The 20007-nt window shown below is 47.8% G+C and carries 18 protein-coding genes; all 18 read right to left on the bottom strand.

Annotated features, from left to right (window positions below):
• The 18 genes from ftsH to tviB all read right to left on the bottom strand — a co-directional run bounded on the left by ftsH (position 1) and on the right by tviB (position 20003).
• Positions 1-1926 (bottom strand): ATP-dependent zinc metalloprotease FtsH, encoded by a 1926-nt coding sequence (ftsH, locus tag ACTTJF_RS06005; RefSeq protein WP_442551187.1) that lies wholly within the window; start codon positions 1924-1926, stop codon positions 1-3.
• An 18-nt stretch (positions 1927-1944) separates the two neighbouring features.
• The gene (locus ACTTJF_RS06000; protein WP_442551186.1) at positions 1945-2775 is read right to left on the bottom strand and encodes a 50S ribosomal protein L11 methyltransferase; all 831 of its coding nucleotides are present in this window, start codon (positions 2773-2775) and stop codon (positions 1945-1947) included.
• Positions 2776-2788: 13 nt separating this feature from the next.
• Positions 2789-3154, bottom strand: coding sequence for a chemotaxis response regulator CheY (locus ACTTJF_RS05995; protein ID WP_039888294.1), 366 nt, complete (start codon positions 3152-3154; stop codon positions 2789-2791).
• Positions 3155-3220: 66 nt separating this feature from the next.
• The gene (gene hisA, locus ACTTJF_RS05990; protein ID WP_442551200.1) at positions 3221-3931 is read right to left on the bottom strand and encodes a 1-(5-phosphoribosyl)-5-[(5-phosphoribosylamino)methylideneamino]imidazole-4-carboxamide isomerase; all 711 of its coding nucleotides are present in this window, start codon (positions 3929-3931) and stop codon (positions 3221-3223) included.
• A complete protein-coding gene (hisH, locus tag ACTTJF_RS05985) occupies positions 3931-4542 on the bottom strand; it encodes an imidazole glycerol phosphate synthase subunit HisH (protein WP_442551185.1) in 612 nt (203 codons plus the stop codon). The genes hisA and hisH overlap by 1 nt, the downstream gene beginning before the upstream one ends.
• The gene (locus tag ACTTJF_RS05980; protein ID WP_442551184.1) at positions 4539-5435 is read right to left on the bottom strand and encodes a PDC sensor domain-containing protein; all 897 of its coding nucleotides are present in this window, start codon (positions 5433-5435) and stop codon (positions 4539-4541) included. Before ACTTJF_RS05980 ends, hisH begins: the two co-directional genes overlap by 4 nt.
• A 2-nt stretch (positions 5436-5437) precedes the next feature.
• Complete coding sequence (pglF, locus tag ACTTJF_RS05975; RefSeq protein ID WP_298055473.1) at positions 5438-7216, bottom strand: UDP-N-acetylglucosamine 4,6-dehydratase (configuration-retaining); 1779 nt, start codon at positions 7214-7216, stop codon at positions 5438-5440.
• A complete protein-coding gene (gene pglE / locus ACTTJF_RS05970; protein WP_442551183.1) occupies positions 7217-8305 on the bottom strand; it encodes a UDP-N-acetylbacillosamine transaminase in 1089 nt (362 codons plus the stop codon).
• A gap of 243 nt (positions 8306-8548) precedes the next feature.
• The gene (gene pglD, locus ACTTJF_RS05965; protein ID WP_442551182.1) at positions 8549-9154 is read right to left on the bottom strand and encodes a UDP-N-acetylbacillosamine N-acetyltransferase; all 606 of its coding nucleotides are present in this window, start codon (positions 9152-9154) and stop codon (positions 8549-8551) included.
• The gene (gene pglC / locus ACTTJF_RS05960; RefSeq protein WP_442551181.1) at positions 9141-9746 is read right to left on the bottom strand and encodes an undecaprenyl phosphate N,N'-diacetylbacillosamine 1-phosphate transferase; all 606 of its coding nucleotides are present in this window, start codon (positions 9744-9746) and stop codon (positions 9141-9143) included. The genes pglD and pglC overlap by 14 nt, the downstream gene beginning before the upstream one ends.
• Positions 9739-10866, bottom strand: a complete 1128-nt coding sequence (gene pglA, locus ACTTJF_RS05955) for a N,N'-diacetylbacillosaminyl-diphospho-undecaprenol alpha-1,3-N-acetylgalactosaminyltransferase (protein WP_442551180.1) — start codon at positions 10864-10866, stop codon at positions 9739-9741. Before pglA ends, pglC begins: the two co-directional genes overlap by 8 nt.
• Before the next feature lie 30 nt (positions 10867-10896).
• Positions 10897-13257 (bottom strand): STT3 domain-containing protein, encoded by a 2361-nt coding sequence (locus ACTTJF_RS05950; protein ID WP_442551179.1) that lies wholly within the window; start codon positions 13255-13257, stop codon positions 10897-10899.
• A complete protein-coding gene (gene pglJ / locus ACTTJF_RS05945; protein ID WP_442551178.1) occupies positions 13247-14374 on the bottom strand; it encodes an N-acetylgalactosamine-N,N'-diacetylbacillosaminyl-diphospho-undecaprenol 4-alpha-N-acetylgalactosaminyltransferase in 1128 nt (375 codons plus the stop codon). Before pglJ ends, ACTTJF_RS05950 begins: the two co-directional genes overlap by 11 nt.
• The gene (locus tag ACTTJF_RS05940) at positions 14371-15345 is read right to left on the bottom strand and encodes a glycosyltransferase family 2 protein (protein WP_442551177.1); all 975 of its coding nucleotides are present in this window, start codon (positions 15343-15345) and stop codon (positions 14371-14373) included. The genes pglJ and ACTTJF_RS05940 overlap by 4 nt, the downstream gene beginning before the upstream one ends.
• 1 nt (position 15346) lies before the next feature.
• Entirely contained in the window at positions 15347-16411 is a 1065-nt protein-coding gene (locus ACTTJF_RS05935; protein ID WP_376822450.1) for a glycosyltransferase, read from the bottom strand.
• 93 nt (positions 16412-16504) lie between these two features.
• Positions 16505-17260, bottom strand: a complete 756-nt coding sequence (locus tag ACTTJF_RS05930) for a glycosyltransferase family 25 protein (RefSeq protein WP_442551176.1) — start codon at positions 17258-17260, stop codon at positions 16505-16507.
• On the bottom strand, positions 17257-18771 hold the full coding sequence (locus tag ACTTJF_RS05925) for an MATE family efflux transporter (RefSeq protein WP_442551175.1): 1515 nt from the start codon (positions 18769-18771) through the stop codon (positions 17257-17259). The genes ACTTJF_RS05930 and ACTTJF_RS05925 overlap by 4 nt, the downstream gene beginning before the upstream one ends.
• Positions 18771-20003, bottom strand: coding sequence for a Vi polysaccharide biosynthesis UDP-N-acetylglucosamine C-6 dehydrogenase TviB (gene tviB / locus ACTTJF_RS05920; protein ID WP_442551174.1), 1233 nt, complete (start codon positions 20001-20003; stop codon positions 18771-18773). Before tviB ends, ACTTJF_RS05925 begins: the two co-directional genes overlap by 1 nt.
• Positions 20004-20007 lie beyond the last annotated feature (4 nt).

The following is a 20007-nucleotide window of genomic DNA, read 5'->3' as shown; positions in this document are numbered from 1 at the left end:
TTACGCTTGTTCCTCTTTATCTTCTAAATTTACGAGCCTGCTAGGCATCCCGCGCTCTTTTTCGTAGTTTGCGATGATCTCTCTAACCTTCGCACCCTCGATAGTTTCCTCTTCGTAAAGCGCCTCAACCATCTTTTCTATCGCGTCGCCGTAGGTTCTTAGCGTCTCAAGCACGTGTTTATAGCGCTCATCAAGCGTGGTTTTGATAAATTCGTCCACTTTTTCCGCCGTCTTGTCGCTATAGTCCCTATCGGCCTGACCGCCGGCTAGGAAAGTACTACGGCGCTTTTCAAGCACCATAAGTCCCGCAATATCGCTCATGCCGTATATCGAGATCATCGAACGAAGTATATCGGTCGCGCGCTCTAGGTCGTTGCCAGCACCGGTTGAAATCTCTTTTATAAAGACCTCTTCTGCTGCACGTCCGGCTAGAAGCACGTCTACTTCGGCCATCAGCTCGTGGCGCTGCATCATAAATTTATTTTCTTCAGGTGTGTGGAGCGTGTATCCCAGCGCCGCAAGTCCGCGCGGTATGATCGATACCTTGGTGACTCTGTTTGCGCCTTTGGTGGTTTCGGCTATGAGCGCGTGTCCGCTCTCGTGATAGGCCACGATGCGCTTTTCTTTCGGATTTATGCGGCGAGATTTTTTCTCAAGACCAGCGATAGCTCGCTCGACGGCCTCGAGCAAATCAGCCTGCTCGACTTTACCCTTTTCTTTTCTACCAGCTAGTAGCGCGGCTTCGTTTATGATGTTTGCTAGATCCGCTCCCGCAAGACCCGCCGTCATGCGCGCAATATCCTCGATGCTAACGCTATGATCGAGCTTGATGTCTTTTATATGTACGCGTAAAATTTCGATCCTACCTTTAAAATCAGGCTTATCGACGAGCACCTGCCTGTCAAATCTACCCGGCCTTAAAAGCGCGGCGTCAAGCACCTCCGGACGGTTCGTAGCGGCAAGCACGATAACGGGCGACGCATCCGAGCTAAAGCCGTCCATCTCGGCCAAAAGCTGGTTTAGCGTTTGCTCGCGCTCGTCGTTTCCGCCGATCATTCCGCTAGCTGCGCGGCTTTTGCCGATAGCGTCGATCTCGTCTATAAAGACGATCGCCGGTGCTTCTTTTTTTGCATTTTCAAAAAGATCCCTCACGCGGCTAGCGCCTACGCCGACGAACATCTCTATAAAGCTTGATCCTGAAACCGAGAAAAACGGCACGTCCGCTTCGCCTGCGACGGCCTTTGCAAGCAAGGTTTTACCGGTGCCAGGAGGTCCCACTAAAAGCACGCCTTTTGGGATTTTGGCGCCCAAATTTATATACCTATCCGGATGCTTTAGAAAATCCACGATCTCTTTAACTTCTTCTTTTGCTTCTTGCACGCCCGCCACGTCGGCAAATTTAACCTTCGGTTTTTCTGAGTTTACTAGCTTTTTAGAGCTTCCCATCCCAAGGATACCGCCGCCCATATTTCGCTGCATACGGCTAGCCAAAAACATCCAAATTCCAAAGAAAATAAAAATAGGAAGTATCCACGAAAAGAGCATTTCGGTAAACCAGTTCGTCTCGCTATACGCTCCGTAAGGAATCTTTTGTTCCTCCAAAATCGGCACTAGCGTCGGGTCGTTTACTCTTTTAGCAAAGTACGTTCTGCCGCCGTTATCCACGGCTTTTATCGAGGTTTCTGAGATGCCCACCTGCACTACTTGCTTGTTTTTTATCATCTCTTTTATTTCGGAGTACGAGGTGCTTTTTGAGCCGGCCGCGCTCTGTCCTAGTAGCGTGCCGTCCATCTCGCCGCCTCCAAGCCCGCGAAATGCCACCACTATCACGATAGCAAAAATGGCGAAAATCAAAATCGGATTTTTATTAAAAAAATTATTTCCGCCGTTATTTAAATTTTTATCATCGTTTTTTCTGTTGTCCATTATGTTCCTTAAATTATTTTACGCTTTTTGAAATACGAAGCTTTTCCACTCGTTTTTGGTTTGGTTTTCTACCAGTTTGAGCGACGAAAAAGCCTCTAAAATTCGCGTTTCGTATTTATCCAAAACGCCTGCTAAAACGAGATACGAGCCCTCTTTTAGCAAATTTATTAGATCATTTTTTAGCATTAGTATCACGTCGGCGATTATGTTTGCGACGACGACATCGTATTTTTTATCTAAATTCGCCACCGAACCGGTCCAAATTTGATTAAATTTAACCCCGTTTAGCTCGGCGTTTCTCTGCGAGCTTTGCACGGCCTGCACGTCCGTATCGCAGGCATCCGTGACGCAGCCTAGTTTTGCTAGAGCGATGCTTAGTATCCCGCTTCCGCAGCCCACGTCAAGCGCACTCATGCCGTTTGCGGCGTATTTTTGCAGATACTCTATACAAGCGCTCGTGCTCTCATGATGACCAGAGCCAAAGGCGAGCGCAGGGTCGATGATGATATTTTCAAACCCGTCTTTAGACTCTTCCCAGCTTGGGTGGATGTAAAATTTGCCGATCTCTATCGGTCTTACGTTTTTTTTGTATTCGTTTAACCAGTCTTTATTTTCTTTTTGGCTTTTTGTTATCTTAAATTCGATCTCTCGGCCGAGCACATTTTGCAGAGACTTTGCGTACTCTTGCAGGCCAAATTCCACTTCATCTAGCTCGTCTTCGTCCCGCACGATAAACCCGCCGTCAGTCTCCTGCGTGCAAGTAACGCCCAAAGAAAAAACAAGATCTTCGAAAAGCTCGCGAAGCTCCTGCGAACAAAGAACTTCAAGCTCGTAAAATTTATCTTTCAAGATTTACGCTCTTTTAGCCTAAGACGTCTTCAAGTTTTTCTTTTAAAACTTGCGGCGTAAACGGCTTTACGATGTAGTTATTGACGCCTGCTTTTAGCGCGGTGATGACCTCGGCTTTACCGCCCTCGGTCGTTACCATGATGATAGGCATATCGACGTATTTTTGCTCGGCGCGGACCTTTTTTACGAGCTCAAGTCCGTTCATTTCAGGCATGTTCCAGTCGGTGATAAGCACGTTTATGTCGCTGTGCTGACCCAAAATTTGCCACGCTTCGACTCCGTGCTCGGCCTCTAAAATCTCTTGATGTCCGAGCCTTTGTAGGGTGTTTTTTATAATTCTTCTCATAGTAGAGCTGTCGTCGACTACTAGTATTTTCACAATCGCATCCTTTTTTAAAAAATGTCCAATTCTAGCAAATTTTATATTTAAATTTACTTTAAAAATTTATCGGCCCAGTTTAAAGGCCTCTTTTAGATCGAGCGTCCCCTCGTAGTACGCCTTGCCCACGATCGCGCCGTAAACGTCTCCCGCGCGCATTAGCGCCCGGATATCCTCTATATCTTTTACGCCGCCGCTTGCGATCGTATTTATACCGCTTGCTTTTGCGATTTGCGAGGTAAACTCAACGTTCACGCCACTAAGGGTGCCGTCTTTTGAGATGTCGGTGCAGATGATTGCTTCGACTCCGGCTCCGGCAAATTTGCGCGCTAGCTCGGTCGCTCTCATCTGCGACACCTCCGCCCAGCCCTGCACGGCGACGAAGCCGTCTTTGGCGTCTATGCCGACGGCGACGCGGTATTTTTGAGCCATTTCTTTAGTAAAATTCGGATCCTTTAGCGCTACCGAACCCAAGATAACGCGCGTTATGCCGCTATCAAGGTAGCTTTTTATTCGCGCTTCGTCGCGTATCCCGCCGCCGATTTGGATTTGTAAATTTGCGGCTTTTGCGATCTTTTCTACGGTTTTTAGATTTACCGCTTCGCCCGCAAACGCTCCGTCAAGATCTACGACGTGAAGCCACTTTGCGCCCATATCTTCAAATCTTTTAGCTAGCTCCCACGGCGCGTCCGAGTAGATTTTTGCGCTACTCATCTCGCCTTTAAAAAGCCGAACCGCCTTGCCCTCTTTCAAATCTATCGCAGGGAAAATTTCCATCACATCTCTCCGAAATTTCGTAAAATTTTTAGCCCAGTTTCGTGACTCTTTTCAGGGTGCGGCTGAAAACCGAAAATGTTATCTTTGCACACCGCGCTTACGAATTTATAGCCGTATTCGCTAAAGCCCAGCGCCGCATCGTCCTTGCAAACTACGTGATAAGAGTGCACGAAATACAAATACTCGCTAGCCGCCAGATCCTTATTTATCGGTGTTTGCTTGGTAAAATTTATCGTATTCCAGCCGGTGTGCGGCACCTTTAGCGGCGCATCAAATTTAGACGGGTCAAATTTAACAACTCGCCCTTTTACGAGCCCCAGCCCCTCGTTTACGCCAAACTCCTCGCTTTGCTCAAAAAGTAGCTGCATACCCAGGCAAATGCCCAAAAACGGCTTTCCACCGACTACGGCTTCTTTTATCGCAGGGATAAAATCTCTATCTTTTAGCTTATCCATCGCTTCGCCAAAAGCTCCGACTCCTGGCAAGATTATCTTATCAAATTTACCCAGCTCCTCGCCGCGACCGACGAGTTTCGCCTTTAAATTTAAACTCTCAAACGCGTTTAAAACGCTCTTTAAATTTCCCGCTCCGTAGTCGATAATGCCGATCAATGCGGGCTCCTTTGCTTTGTAGCAAAAAGATAAACGCTAAGCGCGATCATAAGCATCGCGACGCCGCCGATGAGATAGATCGCGTTTATGATGTGATCTGGCGCCGTGATGGCAAATTTAAACACGAGCATCAGCGCCTCGATCGCAAGCGCGATGATGATCGAGCCGATAAAACGCACCATCGTTTTATTTTCGCCGTTATCGCCATGCTTGCCTTTTCCGAGCACCTCTTCCTCAAATATCGCTTTAACTAGGTCAAAGATCGCCAGAGCCAGCGTCAGCACGATCGTGGTCTCAAACATCTCCTCGACGTTAATGTTCATAAAATCTTTAGACAAAAATCTCTTTAGCCCGTCTACGAAAAGAAACGCCGCTACCATAAAAAGCGCGACCGAAAATGCGGCATAAACGGTTTTTAAAAATTTGCCGAAGTAGCTTTCTAGTCTGCCGTGAGAGACGATGGCTAGGATATTTTCTAGCGAAACGTCGATACACGCGACGAATTTTAGCTCCCCTTTGTCGTCATATATCGGAGTGGACGCCGTCACGCACAGCTCGCCCGTGAGCGAGGACGGGTACGGGTCGCTTAGCACGCAGCGCTTCTCGCGCACCGCGGTGTAATAATATGACTTATTGCTGCAGTTTTCGCTGCCGCCGGCCTTATATTTTTCGTTTAGGCTCACGGCGTCGCCTATTTGCACGCCGTTTGCGTCAAGCACGTAAAACGCGTCAAAATCCTCTATCTCGTGCGCCATTTTGTTAAAGCCGCTTTTTATCGACTCGGCGTTTACCCCCGGCAGCCTGTTTGGCAAATTTTTACTAAAAAGATAGCATATATAGGCTCTAGCCTTGTATCTTAACTCTGAAAACCTCTGTATATCTTGTAACGTCAAATTTATTCCTTATTTAGCGCGTGATTAAACTCGGGCACGATCTCTTTGAGCGCCGCCGCGACATCGTCCGCGTGCGTTAAATTTTCGATTTGCTCGTTTAGTTTAGCCACGTCGTATTCGCCCGAGTGCGTCACGAAAATAGACTGAAACTCAGTTTTTACGTCGTCTTTGTTTATTAAAAGCTCCTCGTAAAGCTTCTCTCCAGGGCGAAGGCCGACAAATTCGACGCCAAGGTGTTCTTTGTTTGATAAAATTAGCATCTTTTTAGCTAGATCTGCGATCTTTATCGGCTCGCCCATATCAAGCACGAAAAGCTCGCCGCCCTTCGCGATCGAGGCAGCCTGAAGCACGAGCTGACAGGCCTCGGAAACCAGCATGAAATACCTTGTGATGTCAGGGTGCGTGACGGTTAACGGTTTATTATTTTCGATTTGTTCTTTAAATTTCGGTATTACGCTGCCGCTTGAGCCTAGAACGTTACCGAAGCGCACCGCGACGATCTCGGTTTTAGCCGGCAAATTCGAGTTTAGAGCGTAAAGTTCGCACACGCGTTTAGTCGCGCCCATGATATTCGTCGGGCGCACGGCCTTATCGGATGAGATCATCACGACCTTGCTAACGCCGTATTCGATAGATAAATCGATCAAAATTTTAGTGCCGATTATGTTATTTACGACCGCGGCTTTAGGGTTTGCTTCGCAAAGCGGCACGTGCTTATAGGCTGCGGCGTGGATCGCGATCTGCGGTTTAAACTCCTCAAAAACCGCGCGCAAATCCGCTTCGTTTACGATATTTATCATCTTGCTCACGGTTTTGTCGCTGTGAGTTATCTCGCCGATTTTGTAGAGATTAAACTCGCTGTGATCGATCATGATTAGCTTGCTAACGCCAAATTTTAGGCACTGCTTGCAAATTTCGCTACCGATACTGCCGCCGGCTCCCGTAACCAAAACGACCTTACCGCCTAAAAATTTCTCCACCGCGCTGCTATCTAGGTCTTTTGGCTTTCTAGCTAGCAGATCCTCGATCGAGATATCTTTGATCGCGTCCTTGCCGGTACCAAACATTGAGAAGATCTTGATATCGCGGATACCGTAGGCCGTCAGCTCGTCAAAAAGCTCGGCTAGCTCGTCTTGACCCAGAGCTAGCGCGATGATAGCGGTTTTTACGTTGTACTCTTTGATCAAATTTGCGATTTCGCTCTTTGGCTGCACTAAAAATCCGTCGCAGTAAGTGCCGACTAGATCGCTCCTGCCGTCCACGACACCTACCGCATATAGATCGATATAGCCCTGTCTAAGCCCTTTTAAAACGTGAAGCGCCTTTGACGTAGCGCCGATAACAACGCAAGGCTCGCCCGTGTGCGGCTTTTTAGAAAAGTCTAAAAACATACGCTTGGCGATCCTTAAATTTCCGATTAGCAGGCACGAGATGATAAAGTCTATAAAAACCACGCTTCGAGGAAACGGGTTAAAAACCGCGGGCATCGCAAAATAAACGATCCAAAAGCAGACGATCGCGCAAAGATGAACGAGGAAAATTTTCCTCGCTTCGTTTAGTCCGAAAAATCTCCACGGCACCTTGTAAATTTTAAAAAGCCACATGAAAAATAGCTTTAAAACCACCATCGTAGCGCAGCCCGCGACCAGTCCGCCTCTAAAATAATCAGGCAGCACGCCGCTAAATCTAAGCAGATACGCCAGATAAAACGACGCGACAAATATCACGATGTCAAAGGTTAGAAAAAACGCAAGCCGCTTTAGCTTCGTCGCCTTAAACATTTATAAATTTTCCTTTACGATTTTTACTACTCGCGCGAACTCCTCGTCCTGCATCGCCGTGCCGCTAGGCAGGCAGATACCGCGCGCAAACATCTCCTCGCTAGTGCCGTCCGTAAACGCTAGCGCCCCCTCAAACACCGGCTGCATATGCATCGGCTTCCAAAGCGGACGGCTTTCTATATTTTCTTTCGCAAGCGCCTCAATCACGCGTAGATGCGCGCCTTTTTCTTTAAACAGCGCGGTCGTTAGCCAGCGGTTGCCGCGGGAATTTGCGATTTCAGGCATAAACTCAAGCTCTGGAAGCTCTTTTTTATATTGTTCAAAAATTTCGCGTTTTTTTATCACGCGCTGCTCGAGCACCTCCATCTGCGCCGTTCCTATCGCGCCTAGGACGTTGCTTAGGCGGTAGTTGTAGCCGTAGTCTTTATGCTCGTAGTGCAAAAACGGCTCTCTAGCTTGGGTGCTATAAAATCTCGCCTTCTCAACGAGCTCTTTTTCGCCCACCAGCATGCCGCCGCCGCTTGTGGTGATGATTTTGTTACCGTTAAAGCTATATGCGCCAAGCCTCCCGAACGTACCCAGCGCTTTGCCGTTCAAAAAGCCGCCCAGCGCCTCGGCCGCGTCCTCGACGACGGCGATATTTTCCCGCTCGCAGATCTCGCAGATCTCTTTCATCTTTGCCGCCTGACCGTAGAGGTGCGTGACGACAAGCGCTTTTGGCTTTTTAGGCGAGTTTGCGATCGCCTTTTTTAGTAGCTCGGGGCTTAGATTCCAGCTTTCGTCGCTATCGACGAAAACGGGCGTAGCGCCTTGATAAAGTACCGGGCTAACGGACGCCATAAAGGTAAACGTAGAGGCTAGCACCGCGTCACCCGCGCCGATACCTAGCACTCTTAGCGCCAAGTGGATCGCCGATGTGCCGGAATTTAGCGCCAAAGCATCAGGTGCTCCCGCGTAGCTTGAGACGCTCGCTTCAAATTTATTCACGTATTCGCCAAGCGGCGCGATATAGTTGCTCTTAAAAACCTCGTTTATATACTCTTGCTCTTTGCCGCTCATGTGCGGCGGACTTAGGAAAATTCTTTGCATTATTATTCCTTAAAGAAATTTACGCATTGTAGCACTTAAAATCTAAATATTTTTATAAAAACTCGTTTAAAGTCGCTTTTGAGCGTAGAAAATGGGGATTTTGTTAAATTTTGCGTCAAAATTCGTTTTAAACGGCAAATTTGACGCCGCAAAGGACTTGGCCAAATTTTATCTATTTTTAGTTTGCGACGGTTTTTGTCGTTGCGAGCACAAATTTGACGAGCGATATTTTGGCTCTCAAATTTAGCTTACGCTTCGCCTAACTTTAGCGGGATTACCGTAGGCGACGCTGCCGTCTGCGATATCTCGTACTACGACGCTGCCCGCTCCGATGACGCAGTTTGTGCCGATTTTTACGCACTGTATAGCGCAAGATCCTATGCCTACATGCGTGCTTGCGCCCACGATCACGCCTCCTGCTAGCGCCGCATTTGGGCTAACGTGCGCAAAATCGCCGATCTCGCAGTCGTGCTCGATGATCGCGCCAGTGTTTATTATCGCCCCCTCGCCTACCACCGCTCGCGCGTTTATGACGGCATTTGGCATCACGACCGCACCCTCGCCTATTTGCGCGCTCTTGCTTACCGCCGCGCTTGGATGGATTAAGTGCGCAACGCGAAAGCCCGCGTTTTTTACTCTTTCTTGCAGGATGCGTCTGATTTTATTGTCCCCAATAGCCACGATCACGTCCGCCTTTTCCAGACTCGGGTCAAATTTGAACACGTTTTTACTGTCAAATTTGGAGTCGTCTAGAAACACGACCTCGCCGTATCCGCAGGCTCTTGCCACGTCCGCTACTACCGATCCGTGTCCGCTAAAGCCGTAAACGTAAATTTTAGTTGCGGCCATTAAATTTCTCCGTCGTAGCCATGCCTTCTTTGTTCACGCCGCTTCGTTTTAGCACCTTTTGCACGGTTAAAATCGCGATTTTAACGTCGAGTGCAAAGCTAAGCTCGCGAACGTATCTCGCGTCAAATTTAAACTTTTCAGCCCAGCTTATCGCGTTGCGACCGTTTACCTGCGCTAGACCCGTGATACCGGGCCTCACGTCGTGGCGGGTCGCCTGCTCGGCGTCGTAAAGAGGCAGGTACTCGACCAAAAGCGGACGCGGCCCGATAAAGCTCATATCGCCCTTTAGCACGTTAAAAAGCTGCGGCAGCTCATCAAGGCTGAGGCTTCGGATAGTCTTGCCGATGCCGCTTAGACGTAGCTCGTCGGGTAGCAGCTCGCCGTCCACGCCGCGCTCGTCGCTCATCGTTTTAAATTTGTAAATTTTAAAAATTTTAGCGTGCAAGCCCGGGCGCGCCTGCGTAAAAATGACGTCCTTGCTAACCTTAAAATAGATCAAAACCGCGACGACCGCCATAATCGGCAGCGTCAAAACTATGAGAAAAATCGCGCCGCAAATATCCAGTAATCTCTTAAAAAACGCCCTATACATCGATAAATTTCCTATAAATTTCTATATATTTCATAGCGACTGCTCGCTCGTCAAACTCGCGCACCGCAAGCTCCCGCCCGTTTCGCCCCATCTGTGCGGCCAAATTTTCGTCGTTTAGTAAAATTTCTATCTTTGCGGCTAGATCGGCCGAGTTTTTCGCCTCGCAAAGCAGGCCGTTAAAGCCGTTCGTTACGGCCTCGTTGCAGCCGGCCACGTCGCTAGCCACGACCGCCCTGCCCATACTCATCGCCTCTAAAACCGTGCGGGGAAAGCCCTCTTTGTAGCTTGGAAGCGCAAGTAGATAGCTAGCCTTTAAAAGCTCCGGCACGTCGTCTCTAGCGCCCAGATACCACACGGCGCCGCCAGTTAGAAACTTCGCGTCCGCCGTACTTTTGTTTCCTTCAAACCCTTCGCCCGCAAAGACGAACGCGCAGTCCTCGCGCCCACGTAAAAGCTCTGCCGCCTCGTAAAACTCGCGCACGCCCTTGTGCCACATCGCGCGCGCTATCATCAGCACGATCTTTTTACCGCGCAGATCTTCGCTCAAATTTGCGGCCGGTACGCTGCTTTCGTCAAATTTGAGCGTATCCACGCCCACGCTTTTTATCTTAAAAATTTTCTCTTCGGCAATCAGCCCGCGAGCTAGAAAATATGCAGGATCTGCCTCGTTTACGAACACGCAGCCGTCGCTCATTTTTAGCGCTTTTTTATAAAGCGTCTCGATCGCGGCGCGCACCAGACGGGTTTTTAAGTCGTTATCGATATAAAAGCTACCCAGCCCCTCGACTAAATTTATCACGCGCTTTATGCCCGCTTTTTTAGCCGCAAAGGTGCCAAACACGTTTGATTTGTGCGCCGAGGTTTGTAGCAGATCCAAATTTAACCCGCGCAAGATATCGGCGAGCTTTTTTGAGTTTTCAAGCACGGTTAGAGGATTTAGGCTCGCGCGGTCAAGCTCGTACGTCACGCAGTTAAACTCGCTTTTTAGCCTATCCGTGTAGTCGCCCTTTGGCGCGATAGCAAAAACCTCGTGACCGAGCCGCTTTAGCTCGCGCATGATCGGGGCACGGAAGAAGTAAATGCTCATATCGGCGTGAGATAAAAATCCAAATTTTGCCATTTTAAAAAATATCCTTTAAATTCTGCGCCCTCATCTTAGCAACCTATAAATTTTAACCGCGCCGTTTAAAACGACCGGCTCAAATAGCTCTTTGTCGTAGTTTTCGAGTACGAAAAGCTGTATGTAGGCCGAGTTTAGCACCGCTTCGTCAAGCACCAAAAACCGCCTGTAATCCTTCATAAAAATGAGATAAATTTTACCGTCCGCGTTCATCTCGTGTTTTTTGACGACCAGCTTATCCTTTTCGTCGTAGCTTGTTTCAAAGTACGTATTTACGGACATTTCTCGCTCGCCGATATAGACTTTAGACGCGTCGCCCGATACACTAAACCCTCCGCCGATATTTATCGTATCGCCGTCCACCGAGTAAGGCTTGCCCGGATAAAATATCGCTCCGTACTCCTCGCCGCTGTTTAGATCGAGGTTTGAAAAGCGCAAAACGGCGCTAAAGATATCGATCATCGAGTCAGGCAGATAATAATAAATCTCGCGAGTTTTTTGCGGCGGGCGAAAATCCTTGCTATTTAGTGAATACAAAAACGAATTTACGCTAGTGGCGTTGTAGTCTTTCATCATTTGGTTCAAATTTAACCCGAATCTCTCGCTAAAATTTCGCTCGGTGTACTCGACTTCTAGGCGCGCCATATTTGCCGACATGCGCTGGTTGCTAGCTAGCGCAAAGCTCACGGCAAAGTTATCCCTGCCTAGGTGCTTGCCGCCGTCGATGAGAGTCTTGACGTCTGCGTAGTAGCGGATCGGATAGCCGTAGTCCCACCACGCCAGCACGTAGTCCTCGCGCCCCGCGATCTTGTGCAGCTTATCTAGGCTCTCGACCTCGCTTTTGGCAAAGACCGTGCCGACTTTGTAACCGTAAATGTGCTCAAGACACGGCATCAAGGATAGCGCAGCGATACAAAAGACGCAAATTTTTTCCAAAAGCGCATGCTTTTTGAGCGAACTTAGGCCTGAGACCATAAAATAAGCCGCCCCGCAAATAAGCGCCGCCGCCGCAAACGTGGCTAGATATACGCCAAAGCTCGCCTCGCCGTCAAAATTTGGCGCAAAAACAGGAGATTTGCCGTGCAAAAGGCTGTAATATTTATCAAAATACAAAAAGAAAAACGCAAAAAAAGCCGCTAGGCAAACGGTGCAAAATTTGTCTAAAATTTTATCTTTTTTAAAAAAACTCACGCAAAGCGCCGCAAAATATCCAAATCCTATCGCCATCACGGGCACGGAGTAGATCGTAAATCTAAGCCCACCTTTTAGCGCCAAAAATCCAAGTAATAGCATCGGAAGCGCAAGCAAAAAGGAGCGAAATTTAAGACAAAGCGCCGCGACTCCTACGAGCGATAAAGCAAAAGTAACGATATGCCCGCTTATGCGCTTGGCAAAGGCGTTTATCGACTCGAATTCAAACGAATAATCGCTCATTTCCATTATCGTTTTATTTACGTTATAAAAATGAAAAACCGGCTCGCTACTCTCCGAAACCCCGCGAAATATGTAAAATTTAAGCTGAAATAAAATTTGATTTAGCCCGCCGCTATAGCCCAGCAATCCCACGGCCAGAGCTAGACACGCGGCTACTACGCGCTTGTCCCAGATCTGGGGACGAAATCTCATCGCTAGATAAAGAGCGACAGCAAGAGCGCTTTTAGCGTAAAAATCGATATATGTAAGCGCGACTATCATCAAAATAGCGGCTTCGTAATTTAGCGCGTTTTTCCTATCGAAAATCAAAGTATAGAGCAAAAATGCGCCCAGCATCGCAAAATTTAGCGAGTACGAGCTCGGATACCACCAGTCGTTTATCAGGATAAAAATCGGGATAAAAATGAGGTCGTTTACGTTTTTTTTCTGCGCGAGGCGTATCATCGCCCAGACGCTAAACGCAGGCAGCACGATCGTGAGCATATCGGTGTCGTAGTAGCCCGCCATCGTGCGGTTGTAGTAGCTGTTTGCGATGCTAGCTAGCAGCGCCGCCGCAAAGCCCATGCCCGGCATCTCGTACTCTTTGGCTATCAAAATCACGGGAATAACGATAAGCGAGCTAAAAAACACGCTCATATAAAGCAAAATACTCTCGAAGCTAAAAGGCAAAATTTGATACAAAAAATACGTAAGCGTCGGCATCGAACGGCCGTAGTAGCTAAGGTCGTTTGGCTGATGAAAGCCCGCTATCATATCGCGCGCGCCCTCGGCGAAGGCGTAGCCGTCGTTTGTGCTGATCATGAGCTGATCGTTCCAGAAAAAGTGCTGGTATTCGCCCGCCCAGTACACCCAGTACAGCCTGCACACTACGCTAAAAACAAACGCCGCAAGCATTAAAAAGCAAGTTTGCTTTGAAAATTTAAATTTGCCGGGGAATTCTAAAATTTTACTCGCCATTTTCACCCTCTAAATATCCTATGAGCTGCGCCGCGACGGCGTTTTTATCAAATTTTACTACGCGGCCGTAAGCTCTTTTTTCATAATCCCGCCTCAAATTTTCATCCTCAAGCGCTCGCCTCATCGCAGTCTCCATCGCTTTTTCGTCGTCAACGGGCGTTAAAATGCCGTACTCATCTTCGCCAAGAAGCTCTCTAGCGCCGCTTCTATGTTCGGTGGAGATGACAAATCTCTCGCAAGCAAGCGCCTCTAAAAGCACGTTTGAAAAGCCCTCAAACCGCGAAGCGCAGACGAAACACTGCGCGTTTTTGATAAATTTAAACGGATTTTTATCCGTGCCCAGCAGTTTTACGCGCGAGCTTACGCCAAGCTCATCGATCAAATTTTGAAGCTCGCCTTGCAAAGACCCCTTGCCAAGGATCCCAAGCGTCGCGCGCTCGTCGTTTAAATTTGCGATTATTTTTATTAGCATCGCTTGATTTTTACCGCTATCAAGCCGCCCGATGTTTAGAAAAAACGGCTTAAATTTAGCATCTATCGGCTCGTTTGCGAGAGTTTTTATCGCCGCTAAATCGACCGCGTTATATAGCACCTTAGTTTTTGCGGCGTCGCAGCCGAAATTTCGAACGAGATCATCGGCGTTTCCCTGCGCGTTAGCAAGGATGAGATCGGCTTTTGGGTAAAGCGCCTTAACCAAAATTCTATTAGCAAGCCCGCTAAGTCCGCTTTTATAAATGACCGACGGACAACTGCGCTCGCTTATCACCATCCGCCCTTTTACTCCGGCGATCCTTGCTAAAAGCGCGATATAACAAGGCCGGTTCATTAAGACAAAATGCAGGTCGATAGCCAAACCGTCGCAAAGTTTTTTATAGTTTAAGGCTAAAAACGGAAACAAAAGTCCCAAACGAAATAGCTTTTTTGCGCCGCTTTCATAGGGATCCGAGCGCTCTAGGAAGTGAATTTTTACCGCGCTTGGTATCTCGTAGGCTACGACCTCGCTCATCAAAACGAGATGAACTTCGTATTTTTCGCACAGAGCCGGGAGCAAATTTGAAACTACGCGCTCCGCGCCGCCCGGCCCCATCGAGTAGAGAAAAACGGCTAATTTTTTCATTCGCCGTGCGTTTTTTTGTATATCCAAACGCGAATTTTAGTTAAAAACAAAATCATCGACTTTGGAAACGGGCTTAAGATCAGCATCGCCAACGCTTCTTTTGTAAATTTAAATTTGAGGCTTTTAAAAAGATATTCGTACATTTTTTTGTATTCGCCGCCAAATTTTGCATAGTACGCCGCCATTTTATATAGGATCGCGATATGAGCGTCGTTTATGCAAAATTTCGGCTCGGCCGAATTTGCGCTAGCTTGAGCGTTTTTCTCGGCGATCTTTTGCAAAATGAGCTCCGCAGTCATCGCGTAGCCTTTCATTATGCAAAGCGGGCGTTTAAACGAGTTTATCGTGACGCTGTCGCTGCGGTGAAAGCGGTAAATGCGCACGGCGTCGTGCAAATAGTAAGCAGGAAAGTCAAAAAGATAAATCCAAAGCGTATTTTCGCTACCGTAAAGCCCCTTTTCAAAGCGCCTCTGACCGATGGCGTCGCGGCGAAACATTATCAAAAACTCGCCCGTTATCTTGCCGTCGTAGTAGTCCTGCGGCGAAATTTCCCCGCTTTTATTTAGTCCAAATCCTGAAAATTTCGTCGTCGGCTCGCCGTCAAGCTCAAAATAACAGTTCGCCCAGACGCTAGCATACCCCTGTTCCAGCACGGCCGCCATCTTGCTTATGGCACCTTCTATCAGCAAGTCATCGTCGTCTAGTATTACGAAAGCATCGCCGCTAGCGTGATCAAAGCCGTTGTTTTTATTGCCGTTTGGGCCGCGGTCGTAAGTTTGGTTTAAGACGTATTTTACGTTGTCAAATTTAGCGACGTAACTTTGCGCAAGCTCGCGTGTGCCGTCGTTTGAGTTATCGTCGCTGATTATGATTTCTTTATTTTCGTAGTCTTGAGCCAGCGCGCTTTTTAGGGCGGCTTCAAAAAGCTCTTTGCGGTTGTAGGTTGGGATTATTATGCTTACTTTTAGCATTTTAGCTCTTTATATTTTGCGTGATAAAATCCATCCACTTTTGATAAATTTGATCGGTTTTAAAGGCGTTTTTGCGCTCGTTGGCGTTTTTTACCAGCTCTTGCCTAAGCTCCTCGTCGCGCATTAAAAGTTCGATTTTGCTTCCGAGCGCTTTTACGTCGTCTATCGGTACCAAAAATCCGTCCTTGCCGTCCTCGATGAGCTCTTTTGCGCCGCTTGTAGCAGTCGCCACCCTGGCGCAGTTAAAAAATACGCTCTCGATTAAAACGTTTGGCAAGCCTTCGGTTTTGGAGCTTGAGACTAAAATTTTAGACCTTTCGTAAAGCGAAGCGACATCGCTCGTTTGCCCGATAAATTCGGCATCCAGATGCAGCTGCTCGTGTGCGATAAGCTCTAGTCTTTGCCTCTCTTCGCCCGCGCCCGCTATCACTATTTTCCAGTTTTTTAAAAGCTCTTTATCGACTAAACTCATGGCTTTTAAAAATACGTCGCAGCCCTTAAGCGAGATGAGACGACCGACGAAAAGGATGATATTTTCCTTCGGCAAGCCCTGTTTTTTGGCTTCAAACATCGGATTATACATCACGGTTTTATTTTTTACGAAGCTATAGTATTCGTAGTCTTCTTTCGTAAGTACCGTGAGTCCGCTAGCTAGCGGGTAGAGCATGCGGCGCAAAAATAGCCAGCCGCGCCCTTTGAAAAAATCGGCGCTTGAATGCTCGCTGATAAAAAGCGGCTTACCGATAAATAAATTCGACAAAATCACGTTGATATTGGTGCTATCCATCGAGGAGATAACGACGTCAAATCCGCCGTTTTTGATCAAATTTCGCTGATAAAAAAACTTTTTCACGCGCCTTATTAAATTTGCGAAAAAGCCCTTTTTTACCATCGGGAAAGGCAGATCGATCAGCTTTATCCTCTCGTCTAGCTCGTAAAACGGCGGTTTGGTGTCAAATTTTAAAAGCGTTACGTCGTGAAATTTCGCAAAATAGCTCGCTAGCAAGCTCATCACGCGCTCGGCGCCGCCTGCTTGCAGGGTCGAAATTATAAATAAAACCTTCATTCTCTCTCCAAATTTTAATCGGTGCGCGAAAATTTAATAAATCTTCAAAATTATTGATTTTATAAATTTTGAGCTTTATAATCGCTTAGTTTCCTATCTTTTAAATATCCGCTCATAGCCTAAAATTGCCGCTTCAAGGCGCGTTGCGGCGACATATTTTAAGCTATTTAGACGAGCTAGCGGCGAGACTTTTGCCTGCGCTCTTTGCACCCGCTCGGCTTGGATATTTGAGTCCGCTAGATCGGTCGGATGCGCGAAAATATCGCTAAAATACATCTTTAAGCCGTTTTGTAAAAGCAAAATCCGCCAAAAATCAGCCACGCAAAGCGCCTTTTTGTGCGTTTGCAAGATCTTTTCGGCCGCGCGCCTATCAAGCACGTAGGCCGCCGCTCGGTAAATCGTGCCGTAAGAGCGCTTTGAGACCAGCCAAAAATCCTCCTCCAGCTTTTTGCCAAATGCGCTAAATCGTCCATCCAGCCCGTCTTGTGCGCCGCAAATGAGCGCCGAGCCCGCCTCCATCTTAGCAGCCGTTTCAAACGCCTTTTTTACGCCGCTTTCATCGCCGATGACGTCGTCTTCTAAGATGAGCGCAAAGCTGGCCTCGCTTTTTAAAAACTCCTCGTAAGCGCGCACGTGAGAGAGCGAGCAACCGACCTCGGACGGGCTTAATAGTCTGCCGTAAGCCTCAAGGCTAGGCAGCGCGTAACCGTAGTACTCCTTTGCGCTCATCGCCCTGCCGTCGGTCGCTTCGACCGGCTTAAATTCGCCGTAGTTTTTAAACCGCTCTTTTAGCTTTTGCCTGCGCGCCTCGTCGCTTTTTAGCGAAATAACGAATACTAAATTTTTCATCTTTTAAACTTCGATTTGATTTTATTTATCACGATTAATTGTTCTCTTTTATCAAAAATCAAAAACAGGCTCGCGGCGTAACCGAGCGCAAGCAAAACAGCCGAATACGCGGCAAATTCGCCCCAGCTTGAAATTTGCACGAAATTTCGCAGCCAAAAAAACAGTCCGCAAACGGCTGCGAAAACGGCTAAATTTTTAAAATAAACGCCGTAAAAAGTAGTAAGCGGCAGGCTCAAATTTAACGCGGCGTTTATGAGGTCAAATCCCAAAATGCGCACCGAATAAAGCGCGGCGCCGACGGCCGTCATACCGTAAATGCCGTAAGTCGTAAATTTAAGCACGGCAATCTGCGCCAAAATCGTGCCCGCGCCCAAAATCGTGTTTGCTATCGCGGGGCGTTTTAGTTTATTCGTCGCGCCGTCGAGATTAAAAAGCGAAAAAACATAGCTAATAAATATAATCGGCACTAGAGTTATCATCGAAAGATTATAGATTAGACTTATCTCGTCCGCGCTTTTAAACGGCAACCAAAGCGTGTAAAATTCGCGCCCGAAAGCCACAAAAATAGCCGCCGGCACGCTAATGACAAATGCCGTAACTCGCATCGAAAATTTAGCCTCCGCAACAAGCGCGGTCAAATTTGATTTGGAGTAGTGCTCGACGAATTTGGGCGCAAATATCGCGCTAAGCTGCGCCACAAAGCTCTCTAAAATAATCGGAGCCGCCTTTGAAACGGCTAAAATTCCCGTTGCGTTGCCGCTTAAAAATATGTTGCAGATAAACAGATCCATACCGCTCATAAGCACGCGGTTTAGGGCGTTAAAGCTATTATAGACGCCAGATTTCAAAAGCTCTTTTATCCGCGCAAAGTCAAATTCTCGCGGGTTAAATTTAAGCTCGGGCGTGATGCGGCGCGAAACCCAAACGCTCGTAAAAAAAACAAAGAGCGACGCGACTAGAGCGGAGATCGCGATATAGGCGATCATCGGTCTAAAAAAATAAAAAAGCGCCACGATGAGAGCGGCCAAAATAGCGCTAGATGCGGCGTTGCGAACGGAGATGATGTAGAGCTTGTTTTTGATAAACATCGAGACGCTGATGACGCCGTTAAAAAGCCCGACGCAAAAATTTATAAAATAAAACGCGAAAGTAAGCCGCACGTCGCCTAGCAGCGCGTCGCTCACGTTTAGCACGCTTTGTAAATTTAAGATAAAAACGCCCGCACCAAACAAAATAAGAACGCAAAAAAAGATATTTACGACTAGAACCGACGAGTAGTAGGCATTAGCCGCGCGGGTACCCCCTCTATGCCACTCGTACGCGACGAAGCGGCCGCTAACGGAGTTTATCGCCGCGGTTACGACCAAAGCATAGGCCACGATAGCGTTAGACAGCCCGACAAAGCCGTAGGCTTCGTTGCCTAGGCTCTTTAAAATGTAGGGCGTGAGGAAAAAATTTATCCCCATCGAGACGATAAAAACGACGATGGAGCTGATCAAATTTACGAGCATTATAGCCTTGCGTCGGCGTTTTCGTAAACGTTTTTGATATCGTAAACGAGAGCTTTGCTAAATTTTAACCCTTTAAATTTATCGTGAGCGACGGCGATCACGACGCAGTCGTAGTCCGCCTCGTCAAAGCTTTTTAGAGGCGTCAAGCTGTATTCGCGCTTCACCTCGGTTTCGTCCGCCCACGGATCGTAGACATCCACGCGACACCCAAAATCCCTAAGCTCCTCGATCACGTCTATCACGCGCGAGTTGCGGATATCCGGGCAGTTTTCCTTAAACGTAAGCCCAAGCACCAAAACGCGAGCCGAATTTATCAAAACGCCCCTTTTTATCATTAGCTTTACGACCTGATCGGCGGCGTATTTGCCCATATTATCGTTTATACGGCGTCCGGCTAGGATCATCTCGGGATGAAAGCCAAGCTCCTGCGCCTTGTGCGTGAGGTAATAAGGATCCACGCCGATGCAGTGGCCGCCCACTAGTCCCGGACGGAAATTTAAGAAATTCCACTTTGTACCCGCCGCCTGCAAAACAGCGTTCGTGTCGATGTTCATCTTGTTAAATATCATCGCAAGCTCGTTCATAAAGGCGATGTTTATATCGCGCTGCGTGTTTTCGATGACTTTGGCAGCCTCGGCGACCTTGATAGTAGGCGCTTTGTGCGTGCCAGCCGTAATAATCGAGCGGTAGACTTCGTCGACTTTTTCGGCTACCTCGGGTGTCGAGCCGCTTGTGATTTTTTTGATTTTAGTTACCGTGTGCTCTTTGTCGCCCGGATTTATGCGCTCGGGCGAGTATCCGCAGAAAAAGTCCTCGTTAAATTTAAGCCCGCTTTGCTCAAGTAGCGGCACGCAAATCTCCTCCGTGACGCCTGGATACACCGTGCTTTCATACACGACAATATCGCCTTTTTTTAGCACTTTAGCGACGCTTTGCGTGGCTTTTATAACCGGCGTTAGGTCCGGGCGCTTGTTTTTGTCTATCGGCGTCGGAACAGTAACGATAAAGAAGTTACAATCCTTTATATCGTCCAAATTTAGACTAAATTTCATACCGTTCTCTATCGCTTTTTTCATTTGTTCGCCGCTAAGCTCCAGCGTGCGATCATACCCGCTTTTAAGCTCCTCGATGCGGGCGGCATTGACGTCAAAGCCCGCAACTTCGTATTTATCGCTAAACGCCGCCGCCAAAGGCAGCCCGACGTATCCTAGTCCGATAACGGCTATTTTCATTTAT

Source organism: Campylobacter sp., assembly GCF_052170435.1.
GTDB lineage: Bacteria > Campylobacterota > Campylobacteria > Campylobacterales > Campylobacteraceae > Campylobacter_A.
The sequence above is the reverse complement of the archived record's forward strand: the minus strand, read 5'-3'. Positions and strand labels throughout refer to the sequence as shown.